18 protein-coding genes are annotated in these 16480 nt (G+C 43.5%); 3 read left to right on the forward strand and 15 right to left on the reverse strand.

What is annotated here, in order from left to right; genetic code table 11:
- Positions 1-40 precede the first annotated feature (40 nt).
- The 14 genes from AC3WJJ_RS08745 to AC3WJJ_RS08810 all read right to left on the reverse strand — a co-directional run bounded on the left by AC3WJJ_RS08745 (position 41) and on the right by AC3WJJ_RS08810 (position 13443).
- Positions 41-781 (reverse strand): LutC/YkgG family protein, encoded by a 741-nt coding sequence (locus tag AC3WJJ_RS08745; protein WP_492539816.1) that lies wholly within the window; start codon positions 779-781, stop codon positions 41-43.
- Positions 774-2288, reverse strand: a complete 1515-nt coding sequence (locus AC3WJJ_RS08750; protein ID WP_492539818.1) for a LutB/LldF family L-lactate oxidation iron-sulfur protein — start codon at positions 2286-2288, stop codon at positions 774-776. Before AC3WJJ_RS08750 ends, AC3WJJ_RS08745 begins: the two co-directional genes overlap by 8 nt.
- On the reverse strand, positions 2285-3013 hold the full coding sequence (locus AC3WJJ_RS08755) for a (Fe-S)-binding protein (protein ID WP_492539820.1): 729 nt from the start codon (positions 3011-3013) through the stop codon (positions 2285-2287). Before AC3WJJ_RS08755 ends, AC3WJJ_RS08750 begins: the two co-directional genes overlap by 4 nt.
- 44 nt (positions 3014-3057) lie before the next feature.
- Positions 3058-3834: a DeoR/GlpR family DNA-binding transcription regulator gene (locus tag AC3WJJ_RS08760; RefSeq protein WP_492541967.1), complete on the reverse strand. Its 777-nt coding sequence runs from the start codon at positions 3832-3834 to the stop codon at positions 3058-3060.
- 260 nt (positions 3835-4094) lie between these two features.
- A complete protein-coding gene (locus tag AC3WJJ_RS08765) occupies positions 4095-6164 on the reverse strand; it encodes a bifunctional aldolase/short-chain dehydrogenase (RefSeq protein ID WP_492539822.1) in 2070 nt (689 codons plus the stop codon).
- Positions 6165-6327: 163 nt separating this feature from the next.
- A complete protein-coding gene (locus AC3WJJ_RS08770; protein WP_492539824.1) occupies positions 6328-7605 on the reverse strand; it encodes a class II aldolase/adducin family protein in 1278 nt (425 codons plus the stop codon).
- Positions 7606-7801: 196 nt separating this feature from the next.
- Positions 7802-8146 (reverse strand): hypothetical protein, encoded by a 345-nt coding sequence (locus AC3WJJ_RS08775; RefSeq protein WP_492539826.1) that lies wholly within the window; start codon positions 8144-8146, stop codon positions 7802-7804.
- A gap of 107 nt (positions 8147-8253) precedes the next feature.
- Positions 8254-8820: a peroxiredoxin family protein gene (locus AC3WJJ_RS08780; RefSeq protein WP_492539828.1), complete on the reverse strand. Its 567-nt coding sequence runs from the start codon at positions 8818-8820 to the stop codon at positions 8254-8256.
- Positions 8821-8853: 33 nt separating this feature from the next.
- Positions 8854-9522, reverse strand: a complete 669-nt coding sequence (locus AC3WJJ_RS08785; RefSeq protein ID WP_492539829.1) for a hypothetical protein — start codon at positions 9520-9522, stop codon at positions 8854-8856.
- 94 nt (positions 9523-9616) lie between these two features.
- A complete protein-coding gene (locus AC3WJJ_RS08790) occupies positions 9617-9772 on the reverse strand; it encodes a hypothetical protein (protein ID WP_492539831.1) in 156 nt (51 codons plus the stop codon).
- A gap of 163 nt (positions 9773-9935) precedes the next feature.
- Entirely contained in the window at positions 9936-10319 is a 384-nt protein-coding gene (locus AC3WJJ_RS08795; RefSeq protein WP_492539833.1) for a DUF302 domain-containing protein, read from the reverse strand.
- 94 nt (positions 10320-10413) lie between these two features.
- Complete coding sequence (locus AC3WJJ_RS08800) at positions 10414-11169, reverse strand: class I SAM-dependent methyltransferase (RefSeq protein WP_492539835.1); 756 nt, start codon at positions 11167-11169, stop codon at positions 10414-10416.
- A 245-nt stretch (positions 11170-11414) separates the two neighbouring features.
- Positions 11415-12263, reverse strand: a complete 849-nt coding sequence (locus AC3WJJ_RS08805; RefSeq protein WP_492539837.1) for a hypothetical protein — start codon at positions 12261-12263, stop codon at positions 11415-11417.
- Between the two features lie 277 nt (positions 12264-12540).
- On the reverse strand, positions 12541-13443 hold the full coding sequence (locus AC3WJJ_RS08810; protein WP_492539839.1) for an SDR family oxidoreductase: 903 nt from the start codon (positions 13441-13443) through the stop codon (positions 12541-12543).
- 137 nt (positions 13444-13580) lie between these two features.
- Between AC3WJJ_RS08810 and AC3WJJ_RS08815 the strand changes: the two genes are divergently transcribed.
- The 3 genes from AC3WJJ_RS08815 (at position 13581) to AC3WJJ_RS08825 (ending at position 16153) form a co-directional block, all read left to right on the forward strand.
- A complete protein-coding gene (locus AC3WJJ_RS08815) occupies positions 13581-14543 on the forward strand; it encodes a helix-turn-helix transcriptional regulator (protein WP_492541969.1) in 963 nt (320 codons plus the stop codon).
- A gap of 32 nt (positions 14544-14575) precedes the next feature.
- Positions 14576-15244: a pentapeptide repeat-containing protein gene (locus AC3WJJ_RS08820; RefSeq protein ID WP_492539841.1), complete on the forward strand. Its 669-nt coding sequence runs from the start codon at positions 14576-14578 to the stop codon at positions 15242-15244.
- 162 nt (positions 15245-15406) lie between these two features.
- Entirely contained in the window at positions 15407-16153 is a 747-nt protein-coding gene (locus tag AC3WJJ_RS08825; RefSeq protein WP_492539842.1) for a sulfite exporter TauE/SafE family protein, read from the forward strand.
- Between the two features lie 31 nt (positions 16154-16184).
- Here the strand turns inward: AC3WJJ_RS08825 and AC3WJJ_RS08830 are convergent, their stop codons facing one another.
- The gene (locus AC3WJJ_RS08830) at positions 16185-16391 is read right to left on the reverse strand and encodes a hypothetical protein (RefSeq protein ID WP_492539844.1); all 207 of its coding nucleotides are present in this window, start codon (positions 16389-16391) and stop codon (positions 16185-16187) included.
- Positions 16392-16480: the final 89 nt, after the last annotated feature.

Consider the following 16480-nt stretch of genomic DNA (forward strand, 5'->3'; position numbering starts at 1 on the left):
GATGCATATAAGAATATTACACAATAAACCTGAGTCTGCTCTATTCGAACTGATCCACAAGCAGTGCATAGACAATTCCAGGTCCATGGACACCAATTGTCAAGTCGTTCTCTATATCCGCAGAACGGCTAGGACCCGAAATAAAATGGATACCCGCTGGAAGACTCTCTCTTCCAGCTTCATCAAAGTTCACTAATATTTCACCAAGACGAGTCTTTAAGCGTTCTATCGGAATAATGACAATGAGTACTGTGGGAAGCAAACTAACAGATCTGCCTTTGTCCGGCGAGGACATGACAACCATCGATCCGGTATACGCTGCCGCATGATCCGCCACAACGATTCCGAAGTCAGCTTCTGCTGCTGTTGAGCGCCAGTCTGTTTCAGGATGGTCATTCCAGACGGAAATCTCTGTATTAGGAAGCGTGCTCTCTAAATTAAGTTCCGAAAGCTCCTTTTGATTTTGCCTTAAGATCCGACTAGCACTCATCTCTCCTGCTTTCGTCGTAATGAATTGCTTCACTTGGTCCATGCCCGCTACATGCACAACATAACCACCTGCAGCTTCCATGTTCGATGTGAAATGTTGAATCCGCTCTTGGGGTGTCCAGCTAAAATCATTCCAGAATTCGGGAGCGCCGCGGAAAGGCTGTTCCGGCTTCTTAAGCACACGTGGTCTGTTCAGCTTAGCGGCAATTCCATTCATAAACGCTTCCTGTTTCTTCTTCGACTTCGACTCTAGATCGGCAAGCCATTCCTGATGAGATTGCTGTTTAGTCATGGTGTCCCCCTCCCGTCTCTCGATCCTTCATGATCTGCTTCAGCCTGTTCTCCATCCCTGCATCCATTTCCTTAACGCCATTACGGATTTCCTGCTCCAGTGTCGGCCACTTATCTCGGAAAGATTCCTTCGGCAAGCTCGGAGTAACACGGTATGAGTTCCATCCTTTTAACGGGCCGAGTTTCGAACGGATCTCGCCACCACGAACAATTAACTTCTGTCCAATCTTCCCAAGTCTGATCACAGCTTTATAGCGCTTAGAATTGCCCATGATGGCTGCAAATCCACTCATTCCTGCTCTTTCAAGCTTATTGCCTCTGCCAGCCTCAACCTTACGCCGGCGCAAGGAGACAAGCATATCGTGTAGAGGGATCTTTACAGGACAAGCTTCATAACAAGCACCACATAGACTTGACGCATTCGCAATATCATCCCATTCCGCTACATTCTTCTGAAGAGCCGGTGTAAGTACCGCTCCTATAGGTCCACTGTAGGTTCCGCCATACGCATGTCCTCCGATCTGACGATAGACCGGACAAGCATTTAAACAAGCTCCACAGCGAATACAATTCAGAAGCTCCTGAAACTCCGGATCCCCTAGTTGCAAGGAACGACCATTGTCGATAATAATAATATGCATTTCCTCAGGACCGTCTCCGTCACGTTCTCTACGTGGTCCTGAAATACCGGACATATAAACCGTCAGTTTCTGCCCTGTAGCCGAACGAGGAAGTAAAGTCGCCATCACTTCGAGATCAGTCCAAGACGGAATAATCCGTTCCATCCCCATCAGTGTAATCTGTGTCTTCGGAAGTGTCGTTACCATACGAGCATTACCTTCGTTCTCGAACAATACCATCGAACCTGTTTCGGCAATCGCAAAGTTACAACCGGTCATACCTATATCCGCATCCAAAAACTTTTCTCTTAGCTTGTTCCGAACAAATCCAGCTAATATCGAAGTATCCGGTGGCAATGTCTCCCCTGCCTCCTTGGATAACAAATCTGCAATCTGGTAACGGTTTTTGTGAATGGCAGGAATGATAATATGCGACGGGGTTTCGTCTGCTAGCTGTATGATATACTCCCCAAGGTCAGTCTCTACGGCTTCTACCCTAATGGACTCGAGTGCTTTATTCAGATGCAGCTCCTCAGAAACCATCGATTTCGATTTCACAACGGATTTAGCAGAGTTCCGCTCAGCAATCTGAAGAGAAAGATTCACCGCTTCTTCAGCCGTATCTGCAAAATGGACATGAACTCCATTCGCGCGGGCATTATCTGCAAAGAGATTCAAGTAATAGTCAAGATTCGCAATCGTATGAAGCCGGATTTGACGTCCACGTTCACGCCATGTATCCCAGTTACCATGATCAGCGGATGCTTGCAGCTTCCCGCTTCGCAATCTCTCTGTCGTAAACCGTACCGCACTTCGTAGAAAATCATTGTTTAAGGCCAGGCTGGAGCGTTGTTTTACACTCATCTTTTTGGTCTCCGTTGTACTCATGCCTCTTTCACCCCTTCATAGAGAAGCTCGGCTAAATGCATGACCTGTACCTTCTCACCACGGTATCTGAGGTTGCCCGCAATATTCATCAGGCATGCCATATCGAGGCCGACCAATACGGAGGCTTCGGTCTCAATGACATGATCTACCTTCTCTGTAACCATTGCTCCTGAAATATCCGCCATTTTGACAGCGAACGTACCACCAAATCCGCAGCAGTCTTCTGCAAAAGGAAGCGGTACGAACTCCAGCCCCTTAACCTGCTGAAGCAGCTCCATCGGTTCATCCTTTACACCCAGCAGCCGACTGCCGTGACAGGATGGATGATACGTTACTTTTTGAGCGAATGTAGCGCCGATATCTGTTATACCGAGAACCTTAACGAGGAACTGAGTAAATTCATACGTTTTCTTTTGTAAATCTTCAGCTTTCTTCAAATAGATAGGATCATCTTTAAATAAGTCCGGGTAGTGATGAATCATGTATGTGCAGGAACCTGAGGGAGACACGACAAAGTCACTGTCCTCAAAAGCATCCAAAATGGTCTTGGCGGTTGTTCGTGCCTCATCCCAGTACCCGCTATTGTAAGCAGGCTGTCCGCAGCAGGTCTGAATGTCTGGAAATTCAAGTGTAACGCCATACCGGGCTAATAGACGAACCATCGCTTCAGATACGCGTGGGAATAAAGCATCACTTAAACAGGTTACAAACAAGGATATTTTCATAAGTAGCACCCCACTTACTATTCAGTTAGTCATACGCTGGCAGATTATACAGATATCATTTGGATTCCACGCTTTATAAAAGGTTCCGCATCGGTTGTCGCAAGACGCTGATCCGTAATAATCGTATTCACACGCTCAAGATCCGCCACTTTAGTGAAAGCTTGAACGCCGAATTTACTCGCATCTGCAAGAAGAATGACCTGATCCGCCATCCCGATCATTTTGTGTTTAATTCTCGCCTGCAGCTCATTGGATTCGCTTAACCCTCTCTCGACGTGAACACCTTTGAAGGAAAGAAATGCTTTATCCACATGATAGGAGTCCAGAGAACGCTCTGCTAAAGGACCTACAAACGATAAAGAACGATGAGCCAATATACCACCAGTGGAGATGACTTCAATCTTCTCCTTGCCGCTTAATTCAGCCGCGACTTTAATTGAATTCGTCAGTACCGTTAGAGGGTAATCTGGAATCAGTCGTGCCATATACCAAGCAGTCGAGCTCGCATCGAGTAAAATCCGCTGATTAGGTTCGATCTGTTTTACAGCTTCCTCGGCAATGCGCTGCTTCTCTTCGGCATGCATAATTTCTCGTTCAGTAAAAGGAATCTCCGGTTGCGAACGCCAAGAAAACGGTTGATCTTTCACACTAACCGCGCCTCCATGGGACCGGCGAAGACGTCCTGAATCCTCAAGCCGATCTAAATCCCGGCGGATCGTTTCCTCCGTTACACCACAAAGCTCGCTCAGTTCGGTTACCCGGATACTTCCTCTTTCATTGACCAACTGCACAATTTTCTCATAACGTTCAGCAACCAGCATAAATCTCTTCATCCTTACTATTGTATTTTTGAAGTCAAATTCACGATTCGACGAATATTTCGTAAGCTTCAGCCTACCCTGCCACTTGTTCCGGCTCATTTACCTTAACCTCAAAAGATTCGCAGATCAACCTTCTAGCCTGTGAAATTCGTCCAACCTTTTCTGCTCAAAAGAGACGCTTCAAACTCCGCTATAATAACCGTGTCCAAAGCGTCTCTCCCTATTATTCATTTATTGTAATACAGAATTAATTCCGTTTTTTAACGGGTAAATGCAGCAGGTACACCACCGTCAATAGTGAGCATGCATCCTGTCGTTTTCTCCGAACGCGATGACGCGAAGAATGCGATTCCTTCTGCGATATCTCTTGGATAAATGTTTACTAGCAGTGTTGTCCGCTTTCGGTAATACTCTTCAAGCTGATCCGGTTCAATACCATAAGCGGCTGCACGCTCATTGCGCCAATTAGAATTCCAAATCGCAGAACCTTGTAGAATCGCATCCGGAAGGACCGTATTCACCCGAATACCATACTGTCCACCTTCAGCCGCAATACAACGTGCCAAGTGTGCTTCCAGTGCTTTCACAGAGCTATAAGCTGAGGCATTCTTGCCGGCATACACAGAGTTCTTCGAACCCACGAATACCATGCTGCCCCCGATACTTTGCTGTTTCATGATCTTAAACGCTTCACGAGCAACAAGGAAGTAACCTGTTCCAAGAACATTCATGTTCAGATTCCATTCTTTAAGTGTTGTTTCATCAAAAGGACTGGAAGTTGCAAGGCCAGCATTGTTCACGATGATATCAACACCGCCATAAGTTAGTGAAGTAGCTTGATATGCAGCATACACCGCTTCTTCATCCGTTACATCCATCTTCACAGCGATCGCACGGTTTTCACCGTATGTCTCATTAATCTCTGCAGCCACCTTCTCTGCACCTTCAAGGTTCAGGTCTGCAAGGACAACATGTGCTCCTTCAGAAACGAGTCGACGTGCGGTTTCACTGCCGATTCCACCTGCTCCTCCAGTAATAAAAGCTACCTGACGGGAGAATTCAGCTTCCTTCGGAGCCAAAGTTAACTTATAAAGCTCTAATGGCCAATACTCTACGTTATAAGATTCGTTCTCACTCAGAGATACGAATTGACCGAGTGCTGTTGCCCCGCGCATAACAGCAATTGCCCGATGATAAAGTGCACCACTTACTTTAGAATTTGACCAGCTTTTGCCGGAGTTAATCATCCCAACACCCGGAATCAAAATAACACGAGGAGCGGCTTCAAACATTACATCTCCTTCATGCTTGTTACGGTCAAAATAAGCTTTGTATTGTTCTTTATATGAAGCAATACCTTCTTGCAGTTTCACTTTAAGTCCTTCAATATCATGTGCATTAGGTGTCCAGTCAATAAAAAGAGGGACCATTTTGGTATGTACCAAGTGATCTGGGCAAGCCGCTCCAACCTGTGAAAGCTCTGCTGAATTTTTACCACCGACAAAATCCAGCACATCTGCCTCGTCATCAAAGGAAAGGATCATCTTCTTCACATCACTTACCGCACCACGAACCAAAGGCATCACTTCTGCGGCAATTCGATGACGTACATCAGCAGGTAGCGCTTCATGTTTCACACCACCAAATAATTGATCTTGCTTAAATTTACTTTCAATAAAACTTTCCGCTTCACTGATGATTTTGATCGTTTGAGCATAGCACTCCTCAGAAGTTTCACCCCAGGTTACAAGGCCGTGCTTCTCCATTAATACCAGTTCAGCATTCGGATTACTTCGAACACCTTCAGCGATCATCTTGGATAGCGTAAATCCAGGTCGTACATAAGGAACCCACACGAAACGGTCACCAAAGATCTCCTTCGCTAGCTCCTTACCGTTGTCCGCACAGCAAAGACTGATGATGGAGTCGGGATGGGTATGGTCCACATGTTTAAAAGGAAGAAACGCATGCAACAATGTTTCAATCGAAGCTCTTGGATCTTTGGCATCAATCATACAATTCGCGAGATATGCTACCATCTCTTCATCTGGCATTTGATCGCGCTCGAACAATGGTCTAATATCATCCATTCGAAGTCCTGTAAAATTGCCTGCTTTCATAGAAGCAAGATCAGACCCACTTCCCTTAACATACATCACTTCCACATCACGGCCGCGGAAATCTTTTACGATTGTTTTGCTTGATGTATTTCCTCCGCCCCAATTGCACACGCGGCGATCTGAACCAATAATATTAGAGCGGTATACAAGTTCGTCTAGCGTGTTGTTCGCTTGAGCTGCCTCTGTATTGTTCCATAAACTTTGAACCATGAATGAATCTCCCTTCGGATGCGTTAATTTGGATTTGTAACGAAATATTCACAATGTATTTGAAAACATAATAACACGCCCGTTTACTTTTGAATAGGTTTAATTCAAAAGTAAACGGGCAAAAAGTTGATTATATATTTCGTTTTTTTGTTAACGAATAGCTTTATTCCAAGTGAAATGCTTCTTTAAGATCTTGGATCTTAGCCTCATCGATATGCTGTACAGGTCCCAAAATAAAAGTATCTATTAATGCTTTTGCACTGTACTCTGCCACTTCGAGCCGATCAAATGCGTTAAGCAAGGATGAGCCGGTTACGATGACACAGTCATTCTCCGCAATGGCAAGTGGAGTATCCTTTTTGAAATAAGCTGCAGCTTGTTCGACTTGATGAACGACCATACCAAACGGAAGTTTCGGCATTTCTCTAAGCAAGATATAACTTTCCGGAATCGTACGTGAATCGAATGATGTATCTGTCACAGCAAATGCCATAATGTTAGGTGGATGCGCAATAATAATGGACTTCACATGGGGTTGTGTCTTATAGATAAGCTCATGGAACTCCACCGAACGACTCGGTATTTTGCCTGCCTCATATTTTCCTTGCTCAACTCGAACTAAATCTTTGGGCTGCAAATACTTCCTGTCATCCCCGTAAGGCGTAATTACGAAAGAACCATCTGACATTCGCTGTGAGAATGTTCCTTGTGTGCTGATGAATAATCTTTGGTCATACGCTCTAGAGATGAGCATACACATTTCTCTTCGTATTTCGCGTTCCTCGGTTGTATATTCTCCCGGTTGAAACTCACTCATCTTTACTTGGGGCTTATCTCGGCTAACCATCTGCAGTGTGATGGGTGTACCAATCCGATGAGCATTAATTTCTAATCTAGCGCAGTATTCCAACGTCTCAAACGCACGGAATGCCTCAAATAAATTGTTCCCACCTACAACTACACCGTGATTCTCAAGCATGACACTATTCATACCTTTAGCGAACTCAGCCGCGATATTCTCACCAAGCTTTTCACTTCCTGGAAGCGCATATTCAGCCATTCCTACGTCGCCCACAATAAGTTCTTCATTCGGAAGCAGCTTCGTATTTGGAATTTTTCGAACGATACTAAACGATACTAACGCAGGAGGATGAGCATGCACTACGGCTTTTAAATCTGGACGTGTGCGGTAAATCAAACGATGAAACGGAAATTCGCTTGAAGGTTTATGGTGACCGTTCACCGATCCATCAGCTTTTACACATACGATATCTGTCCGTGTTAAGGCTCCCTTATCCACTCCGGCCGGCGTGATCCATATATCCCCGTTCTCATCTTTAATGGACAGATTCCCTCCAGACGTTGTGGTCATTCCATAGCTGTAGATCCGTTCCATCATCATCAATAATTGATCAGCCGGATGAAGCATTTCTGTTTGCATGTTCAGCGCCTCCAATTAACAAAAGATTTCAAATATATTTAATGTTTGTTTTCTTTTGTTTTTTTGTTTTTAAGTTTACTTCAAGGAATTGTATTCGGCAATGATGAATCGCACTCACTAATCCTTTTCTATGTAAATGAATCATAAAAAAAGCAGCCCTGAATAGAGCTGCTTCATACTTATTCTATTTATAATATTAAATGAATAAAAAAGGCACTAAGAATAATAATGCAATCGAAGTCCAAGCTAAGGCAGCCCCAGGGTAACCAAACCCGCCTCCGTATCCATATCCGTAACCAAATCCAGGTCCAAAGGCCGAGGTTTCTGCCTTCTTCACCATAGACTTCAGTTGTTTTTTCGCCTTGTCTGGCTTTGTTGACATTATATTAGCGCTTGGATACGCTTCTTCAAACTCCAGTCCTTTGTCACTTACACCCCTAAGAGTTCCAGTTATTTGTGTACCATCATGAAGCACTGCGCAAACCTGACGGCCTACATAAGGTTTGCAAGTATCTACTGAAAGTGGATAAATGTTATGCACCGCTCATCCTCCTCACCCGTTGAATTGATTCATTTTATTCCAATGGGTGAGTTCCTGTCAGATACAAACGTCTACTTTTTATAGATTACTTCAACTTATTAGCTGTATTATTTCGATTTTTCATAGGCTTTCACCATAATGCTATGATCAATGGCCCCTTGAAACCGGTCTGTAATAATTCCTTGTTTATTAAGAACATAAGTCGTAGGATATGCAACGATCTTGTACTTATCCGTCACCTCTCCCTGAAGATCATATACCATTGGAAATGTTGCCCCTACTTCTTCTAGAAAAGCTCCCGGATCCTCCGCATTCTTCTCCAGATGTGTCATATTCACCGCTAATACAACCGTATCCTTGTCTTGATATTCTTCATAGAAATCCTGCATATATGGCATTTCGATTTTACACGGTGGACACCATGAAGCCCAGAAATTCAAGAGCACAGTCTTTCCTCTGTAATCTGATAGTTGAATTGACTCCCCATCTTTCGTCTGGAGAGAAAACGCTGGTGCCCTATTTCCAACTTTAAGTCCCTCAGGTATCGTTTCATCCACTTCCATATTTCCATTGCTCATCTGCATTTGAGTTTCGTCTCTCTTGCTGGAATAATCATATATACCCCAAGCAATAAGACCAAGTAATATCAAAATGGCAATTCCATTTTTCTTCACGAGCATCCCCCTTCATTAAGTTCTTCCGATGAATCAGCTGATTTTGTTCGATCTACTTAAGAATACATCCAATAACAGCAGGGCGAACGCTACAATGCCAAACGTAATTTGAACCGAGTTAAATCCAGCCACAACAGTGGAACGATTCGGATCAAAGAAAGGGATCAGTACCGAGCCAATGCTGTACCATAAGGCGAGTGAGCTAAATACACGTATCGAAACATCATATTTCACCCAAACGAGCACCAAGAATACGCCTTGAAGTATCACATACATAAAGCCAATGATCCATAAGGATTCATCCCACAACCATAAAAAGAGGCATCTTGTAAAAGCTCCTGCTAAATATGCTAATATGGACGCCTTTAACAATGGAATGATCCACAACTTATTTTTGTTCAGCCGAAATCCTATATATACAAGGGCTAAAGCTGTTCCTAGAAGGATCCCTTTGTCCCCACCCGTAAAGTACAATAGAGATAACGGATTCTGAATCGTGCGTATTGGATCGAATACGATCATGCTGAACTTCCAGACGACAAATCCAATGATCAATGCGTTAACATAGGTATCTAGAATAAAACTCGATTCTTTTCGATTTCGAAGACGAATCTTTAGAACGATAAAGCCGACTATCGCAGATAAAAGAAAGATCAATATATCCGCCCGGATCATGAATGGACCCAAAGCTATCGTACTCAAACGCTTCCCTCCTTAAGTACCTCCCAACAAAAATTACCTATAGGGGTATACTCTATATGTTAGTAAGATCAAGTTCATATGTCAACTCTCTCAACTATCTTTTGTCTGCGATAACTAGAAAAAAGGTAGCCACTGGACCTAACAGTAAAGAAAGCAAGAACCAGTTCAGGCCGCTTCGATTCTTCCCTTGAGCAATTCCTGCATTAATTAGAGCCAGTGTACCCCACCCTACAAAATAACCTCTATCCATCGTTAATTCCTCCAATCATGCGTTCATACTAACAACTACTACGTTTAACATATGTCATCGTTCCATCCTAATGCTCTAATACTATTCAAATTGTCTTCCAATCTAATAAAAAAAGAGGCCGAAATTGGCCTCTTGGTCAGCTCTTATATAGCTGCATTTCATTTTAGATACTACGATCAATACAACTTATTAAGCGCTGCTCAATCTCCTGAGCAATTGCAGACAACTTATCGTTCTCTAAAAAGTTAATGAGGGCAGTCGGTTTAGGCATACCGATCTTTGTGGTTCCCTGGTCCTCATATACAGCAATTTTACAAGGAAGAAAGTAACCGACGAGCACATTCTCGGATAGAACACGATTCGCCTCTACCGGGTTACACACCTCTAGAATATAATACAGCTGATTGAAGTCTACACCTTTATCATTCAGCTTCTCTTTCATATCAAGGCTCCAGAGAACACCAAATTGTTCTTCTTTCAAGCTGTCCGTCAAATCTGAAATAGCCTGTGTCGGTGATTTATTCGTCTGAACGGTGTAATGAAACATGTTGACTCCTCCTTTAGAAGTAAAATACCTCTTACATATGATTACCCATACATTCAGGAGCAGATTCAACCATAGTAGAATACGCTTATTACAATTAAATCTTTACTGCCTCGTAAGTGAGCATTTGCTCAGCGTGGCTTGGTTGCTCACCATATTTATAATCTGCTGAAACTGTAATCTCACGAAACCCGATTTTCTCCAAAAGGAGTATAAATTCATAGTGACCGTACCAACTAAGAGGAAATCTCTGCAGCTCTGATTGAAGTAGCCGCCCATTTTTCCACTTTTCATATTTTAATAAAGACACCATTCGCTGCTCAAGCAAATTAACCTCTATTCGTGTCTCCTCAAGGGTAAGGACCTCTCCCGCTTCTGTGTCCCAGGTTCTTGTGGAGACAGACTTGGTATCGTAATCCGTGGGAAGAAATAGATCAAGTATGATTCTCCCGCCCGGAGCGAGATGTTCATATATCGTATGAAGTGCTGTGATAGCCGTCTCCCTGCCTTCAAGCAGTTGAAAAGAGCCCGCTGGAATGATAATGGCGTTGTACTGTTGCTTTAATTGGAAATTGTGCATTTCCTCCTTGTATAGACGCGGTGTTAATTCAAGCTCAGAACATCTACTACGACAAGACTCCAACATATCCTCTGAATTATCTAACCCATCCACCTTACATCCAGCCTGCAGCAGTGGAATTAGCACCCGTCCAGAACCGCAACCGACTTCCAGTACGCTCTCTGATGTATCGCCCAGACGTTCCTTATAATACTCTACATCACCAAAAGAATGTCCAAGCGGTTTGCTGAGATCATATACCTCTGTACATAGACTTCCATAATATTGCTGCATATGCTCATTCCTTTACGAGTTAATAGATTACTAGATTACAAATCATGCAAATTCAGTTCTTATTCACAGTATAAGACTTATAACACCCGCTTACTGTTCCGTTTGTGCTAAATACAAGTTGAATGCCTTCTCCGTTGCTGGTAAAAAAAATAACCCCTAGAATTTCATTGGATTATCCTGAGGATAATCCAATGTATATTCTAAGGGGTAACCTTTACGAAAGTGAAAGCTAGAGGAGATTATTATTAGGTCTTCTGTAATACCATCCACCACTTCGGATCAAAGCCTTCCAGTTCTACTTCTTGCAGCCCGAGATCTGCCTCATGAATCCATTCTCTGGCCAACTGGATGTAGTTGCTGTGAAAGTCTGAGCTGTAGCCCATATCCTCATAACCTGCATAGGTACAATTATCAAATATAAAGTACCCTTCTTCCTTCAGCAGTTTCATGCAGGTTTCTATAATGCTAATGAACTCGCTATAAGCTGCGGTCTTTAACTCTCCTCGGGCATGGTAGGCCATAACGGTCTGGAGCATCTTAGGTTCAGCGGTCCACCAATCCACATTAACGGTATCGTTTCCTTCTCGCTCTGCAACAATGGTCTGTATAATATCATTCATCGCATGATGAAATACAGCGACATCCACCTTACCTTCTCCGCAGTAACTCAGAATATTGACACCATTGTCTTCAATAATCTCTAGCTCAATACTTAACTCTGATGCCTTTTCCCTAAAACCGCTTGTTAGACTTTTATTGAGATTTGCTGTGATGTACTTGGCTCCTTCGTCTGCATAGGCATTCAACGCTTTAGGTATGAAGATTGTATCACCAGCAGCAATCTCAAACAGCTTCGCTTCTTTAGGGATATTGAAAGTCTCAAACAGATGAACATATGAAGAAGTGTAATAAAGTTCAAGTAATTCAGAATCAGTACGTTCATTCAGGGTAATCGGAGGAGTAATCATCCGAGCTAATTTCTGTTGCAGAGCCTCTTCAGATAAACTGGTTATTAATTCTAGCGTTTCATCCGAAAAGCCTCTCGTCAACCGTTCCATCTGACTGCCATCATGGTGAGATTTCGTCCGGTCCATAACCGTCACTCTCCCTCTATTCAAAGATCGATGATGTATACACTCAGAAGACTCCCTAAATTATAAAATGAATATGTGAGAATAACATCCCCTACTATGTATAATGATTTTTTTCAACGCTTAGTCCATGATGTTCTTGATTATTCTTCCTCTAAATAACCTTGCTCAATGAAAATACATACATACAAAAAAACAACCTGTCTGGATAACTCCAAACAGGTTCCATACAACAACTTATATCTTAAGATTCTCACCAATAAACTCTCCTATAAAAAACTCACTCCATACCAACCTGCTCTTTATCCATAATACCGTGCTTCAGCGCATAATTCCCCCAATGCGGCTTTCTCCCATCGATATCAATGAATCCATACACATCCGACAACACCCAACTGCTCAGAGACTTACCCGACTTCGTAAATACATCTGGATCTGCAGCGAGTGCCGCTACTGCTTGCCCAACGAAATACGGTGTCTCCGATTCGATAAAATGCGGTTCTTTCGCTACAGCATCGCGCCAATTCTCTTCCTCTACCTCATAGTACGCAAGCATTTGCTCTGATCGTAGGAAGCCTGGTGTAACTGATACGGCGGTTACATTATAGGGACGAAGATCCTCCGCCATTGCGGTAGCTAAGTGGATCGGAGATATTTTGGCCAAGCTGTAATATAACTGCCCCCGGTAGCTGTAACCAACACCATCTGTCATCTCGATGATGATCCCCTGCTTGCGCTTCACCATAAGAGGAGCACCATAATAGCTAGTAATCAGATGAGCCCGAACAGAGCGCTCTTGAAGCAGCATACCGGCAGCTAGAGAATGCTCCCAGAAAGGAACACCCCACTCTACATACTGCTCTCCTCCCCATATATCGTTGACAAGGATATCTAGCTGTCCGTTCTGTTCTTCATCCACTCGTTTAAAAAACGCTTCTACTTCTTTCTCTTCTGTATGGTCCACACGAACTGGAATACCCTTCCCACCGCGAGCTGTAACCATCTCAGCCGTTTCCTCTATCGTTTCGGGTCGGTTGATATCTGACCGTCCTTCCCTTGTGCTTCTTCCTGTGCAATATACGGTCGCACCCGCAGCACCTAACATGACTGCAATACCACGCCCAGCTCCTCTTGTTGCGCCCGCTACAACGGCTACTTTTCCTGACAAAGGTTTGTTATTCATATTAATAATCCTCCATTTATCATCGTGATCAGATTGAATATGTACCTAGTGTAGCAAACTATATATGACATCCTTTGTCTTATTTTCATGGTACACTAATATAAAAACATTTACTTGAGAGAAACGGGGTGAGCATCATCAAAGCTGACCGATTGATATCCATCCTTCTAATCTTACAAAATAAAGGCAAAATGACCTCCCGTCATCTTGCAGAACAATTAGAGGTATCAGAGCGAACGATTAACCGCGATATGGAAGCTCTTAGCGCCGCCGGTATTCCCATCTATGCAGAACGAGGGATTCACGGGGGCTGGCGTTTATCTGAGCAATACCAGACCAAGCTGACTGGCATGAAGAAGGAAGAACTGATGTCCCTGCTTCTCTCCAATCAGGATCATCTCCTCGGAGACTTAGGCATCTTGAAGCATTATGAGACAGCCTTTCAGAAAATATTAGCCTCATCCCCAGACTCCATCCGTAAGGAAGCAGAAGTGGTGAGATCTCGTATTCATATCGATGGTGCAGGGTGGAGCCCAGCACATGATACCATATCATGCTTATCAACGGTTCAAGACGCGGTGTGGAGTGAGCGAAAGCTAGCGATTCAGTACCAGCGTGAAGATAAAATCGTCGAGCGAATCATCCATCCCCTTGGCCTCATCGCTAAACGGAACGTTTGGTATGTCGCCGCTGAAACCGATGGCGAATTGCGTACATACCGAATATCCCGGTTATTGAACGCCAAGCTGCTCGAGGATTCTTTTGAACGGCCTGCTAACTTTAACTTAGCCAGCTACTGGGAGTCCTCCATGAAAGAGTTTAAACAAAACTTGCCCCGTTATCACGCTACTCTTTATCTCGAAGAGTCACGACTAAGTCGACTTGAGCGGGAGCGCTACGTTAAGATCCTCAACCAAACCCCTTATAAGCAGGATTGGCTAAAAGCCGAAGTACAATTCGATACATTGGAGTCTGCTTGCGAGATTATTTTGTCACACGGACCGTTTATTCGAGTACACAGCCCTGTAGAACTCAAGGAACGGGTAATCGCCCAAGCTAAGCTAATGATGGAGCAGTATGAATCTACAAACGAGGAATGAATCTGATTCCTGATAATGACCGGAGGTATATCATGTCACAAGCTTCACGATCGACCAATAGCAGTATCAAAATCGCAGCACCCAAAATCCCCAAAGTACTTGATTCCATATCATTATCTGATCTTGAGATCGAGGACGAATCCAGCTTCAGACAAGTTGTCATTGAGGATGAACGCATCTCCTATGCGAATGCCAAGAAAGTATTATTTGATCAAACGGTATTTAACCGGGCGACTTTTGGACACACTTCACTTCAAAATGCTGAGCTAACCGATGTCGTATTTAATCACTGCGATTTGTCTAATGTCGACTTAAGTGATGCCATCATTCACAGAACACAATTTAATCACTGCAAAATACTAGGGCTTGATCTTACAGCAGCAACCATCCGAAACACTTCGTTTCATCATTGTACCGGAGATTATGCCACCCTTCGTTTTGCGAATATGAAGCAGGTATCCTTCCGCTCTACTTCACTAATTAAATCGGATTTCTATCATTCTGAATTATCGAAGGTGGATTTTGAAGATACCAACATTGACCAAGCACAGTTCTCCGGTACGAAGCTCGCTGGAATTGATCTAAGCAAAACAGATTTTCATAATCTAGGTTGTACATTAGAGGACCTTCAGGGATGCATTATCTCACCTACTCAGGCCGTTTTATTCACCAAAATATTTGGACTGATCGTAAAAGAATAAAATATCCCAAAGAAGACAAGCTTTCGCCCAAAAGGACGATCACTTGTCTTCTTTAATCTTTTGAATTCTACAATTGAATGAAAACGAGTAGACCTTAGCAAATGTTGTATAATAAAAAAATAATTATCTCTATCTATCTCATCACGAAGGAAGCGAACATACATGACGATCTTTTTCACCATGCTGCTCATGGGGCTCCTTCTTGGATTTGTTGGAGCCGGCGGGTCAGGATTCATCATCGCCTTACTTGTAACAATCTTTCATATCCCCGTTCATACCGCTCTTGGCACATCAATTGCCGCAATGGTATTTACGATGATCTCCGGATCGATCAGCCATATGCGGGAGCGCAACACCATCTTCTCCGTGGGATTAGCCGTCGGACTGTTTGGGGCAATCGGAGCTTATGCAGGTAGCTTTGCAGCCCGTCTCATTCCAGAGGACAAGCTGGTATGGTGTACGGCCCTAATGCTCTTTCTTTCCGGTATCTTAATATGGGCAAGGACCCGAATGACTCTTACTAGTCGTCCCATTCTCAATTCCGTTCGATCATCTCATTTCTGGATGATGGCTGCGATCTCAGGACTACTCACAGGTGGTATGTCAGGGGTATTCGGAATCGGCTCTACTCCCTTTATCCAGCTTGCACTTATGATTCTGTTCCATATGCCTATGAGGCTTGCTGTAGGCACAACAATGCTTGTCATCATGCCAATTGCTTTATTCGGAGGCTTCGGCTATTTCCAGGCCGGATATATCGATTGGATTCTTCTTCTACAGGTGGTTGCCGGCACGATGATCGGTTCTTATATAGGTGCTAAGTTTACTGCTAGGGCACCTAAAATACTACTCAGATTAGCCATGATCGCCGTACCTATGTTAGGTGGAACAATCATGTTATTAGGATAAGATAATATAGAAATACCGGATGATTCCCTTTTTAATCTGTATTTTCATCAGCTGACAAATTGTCCGTGAGAGGATCGATATTCTCATCAAATTTTTGGGGGCTCGGGACATTCGTTATTCCTTCAGACTGTTCCACCCAATACCCAATGTTTCGATATAATTCTGCATAAGATTGGTCCAGTATCTCTTCGGGAATATGTTCTGCATTTATGAAATGATCCGGCTCTTGCTGCTCCATATTTATCGCCTCCTTGTGTAGATTCTCACCAATGTATTTCCCGCCCGCCCCCTTAATATTGTTGATGATACATTCTTTTATTCTTCTCA

The sequence above is a fragment of the Paenibacillus sp. FW507-14B1B genome (assembly GCF_058781425.1).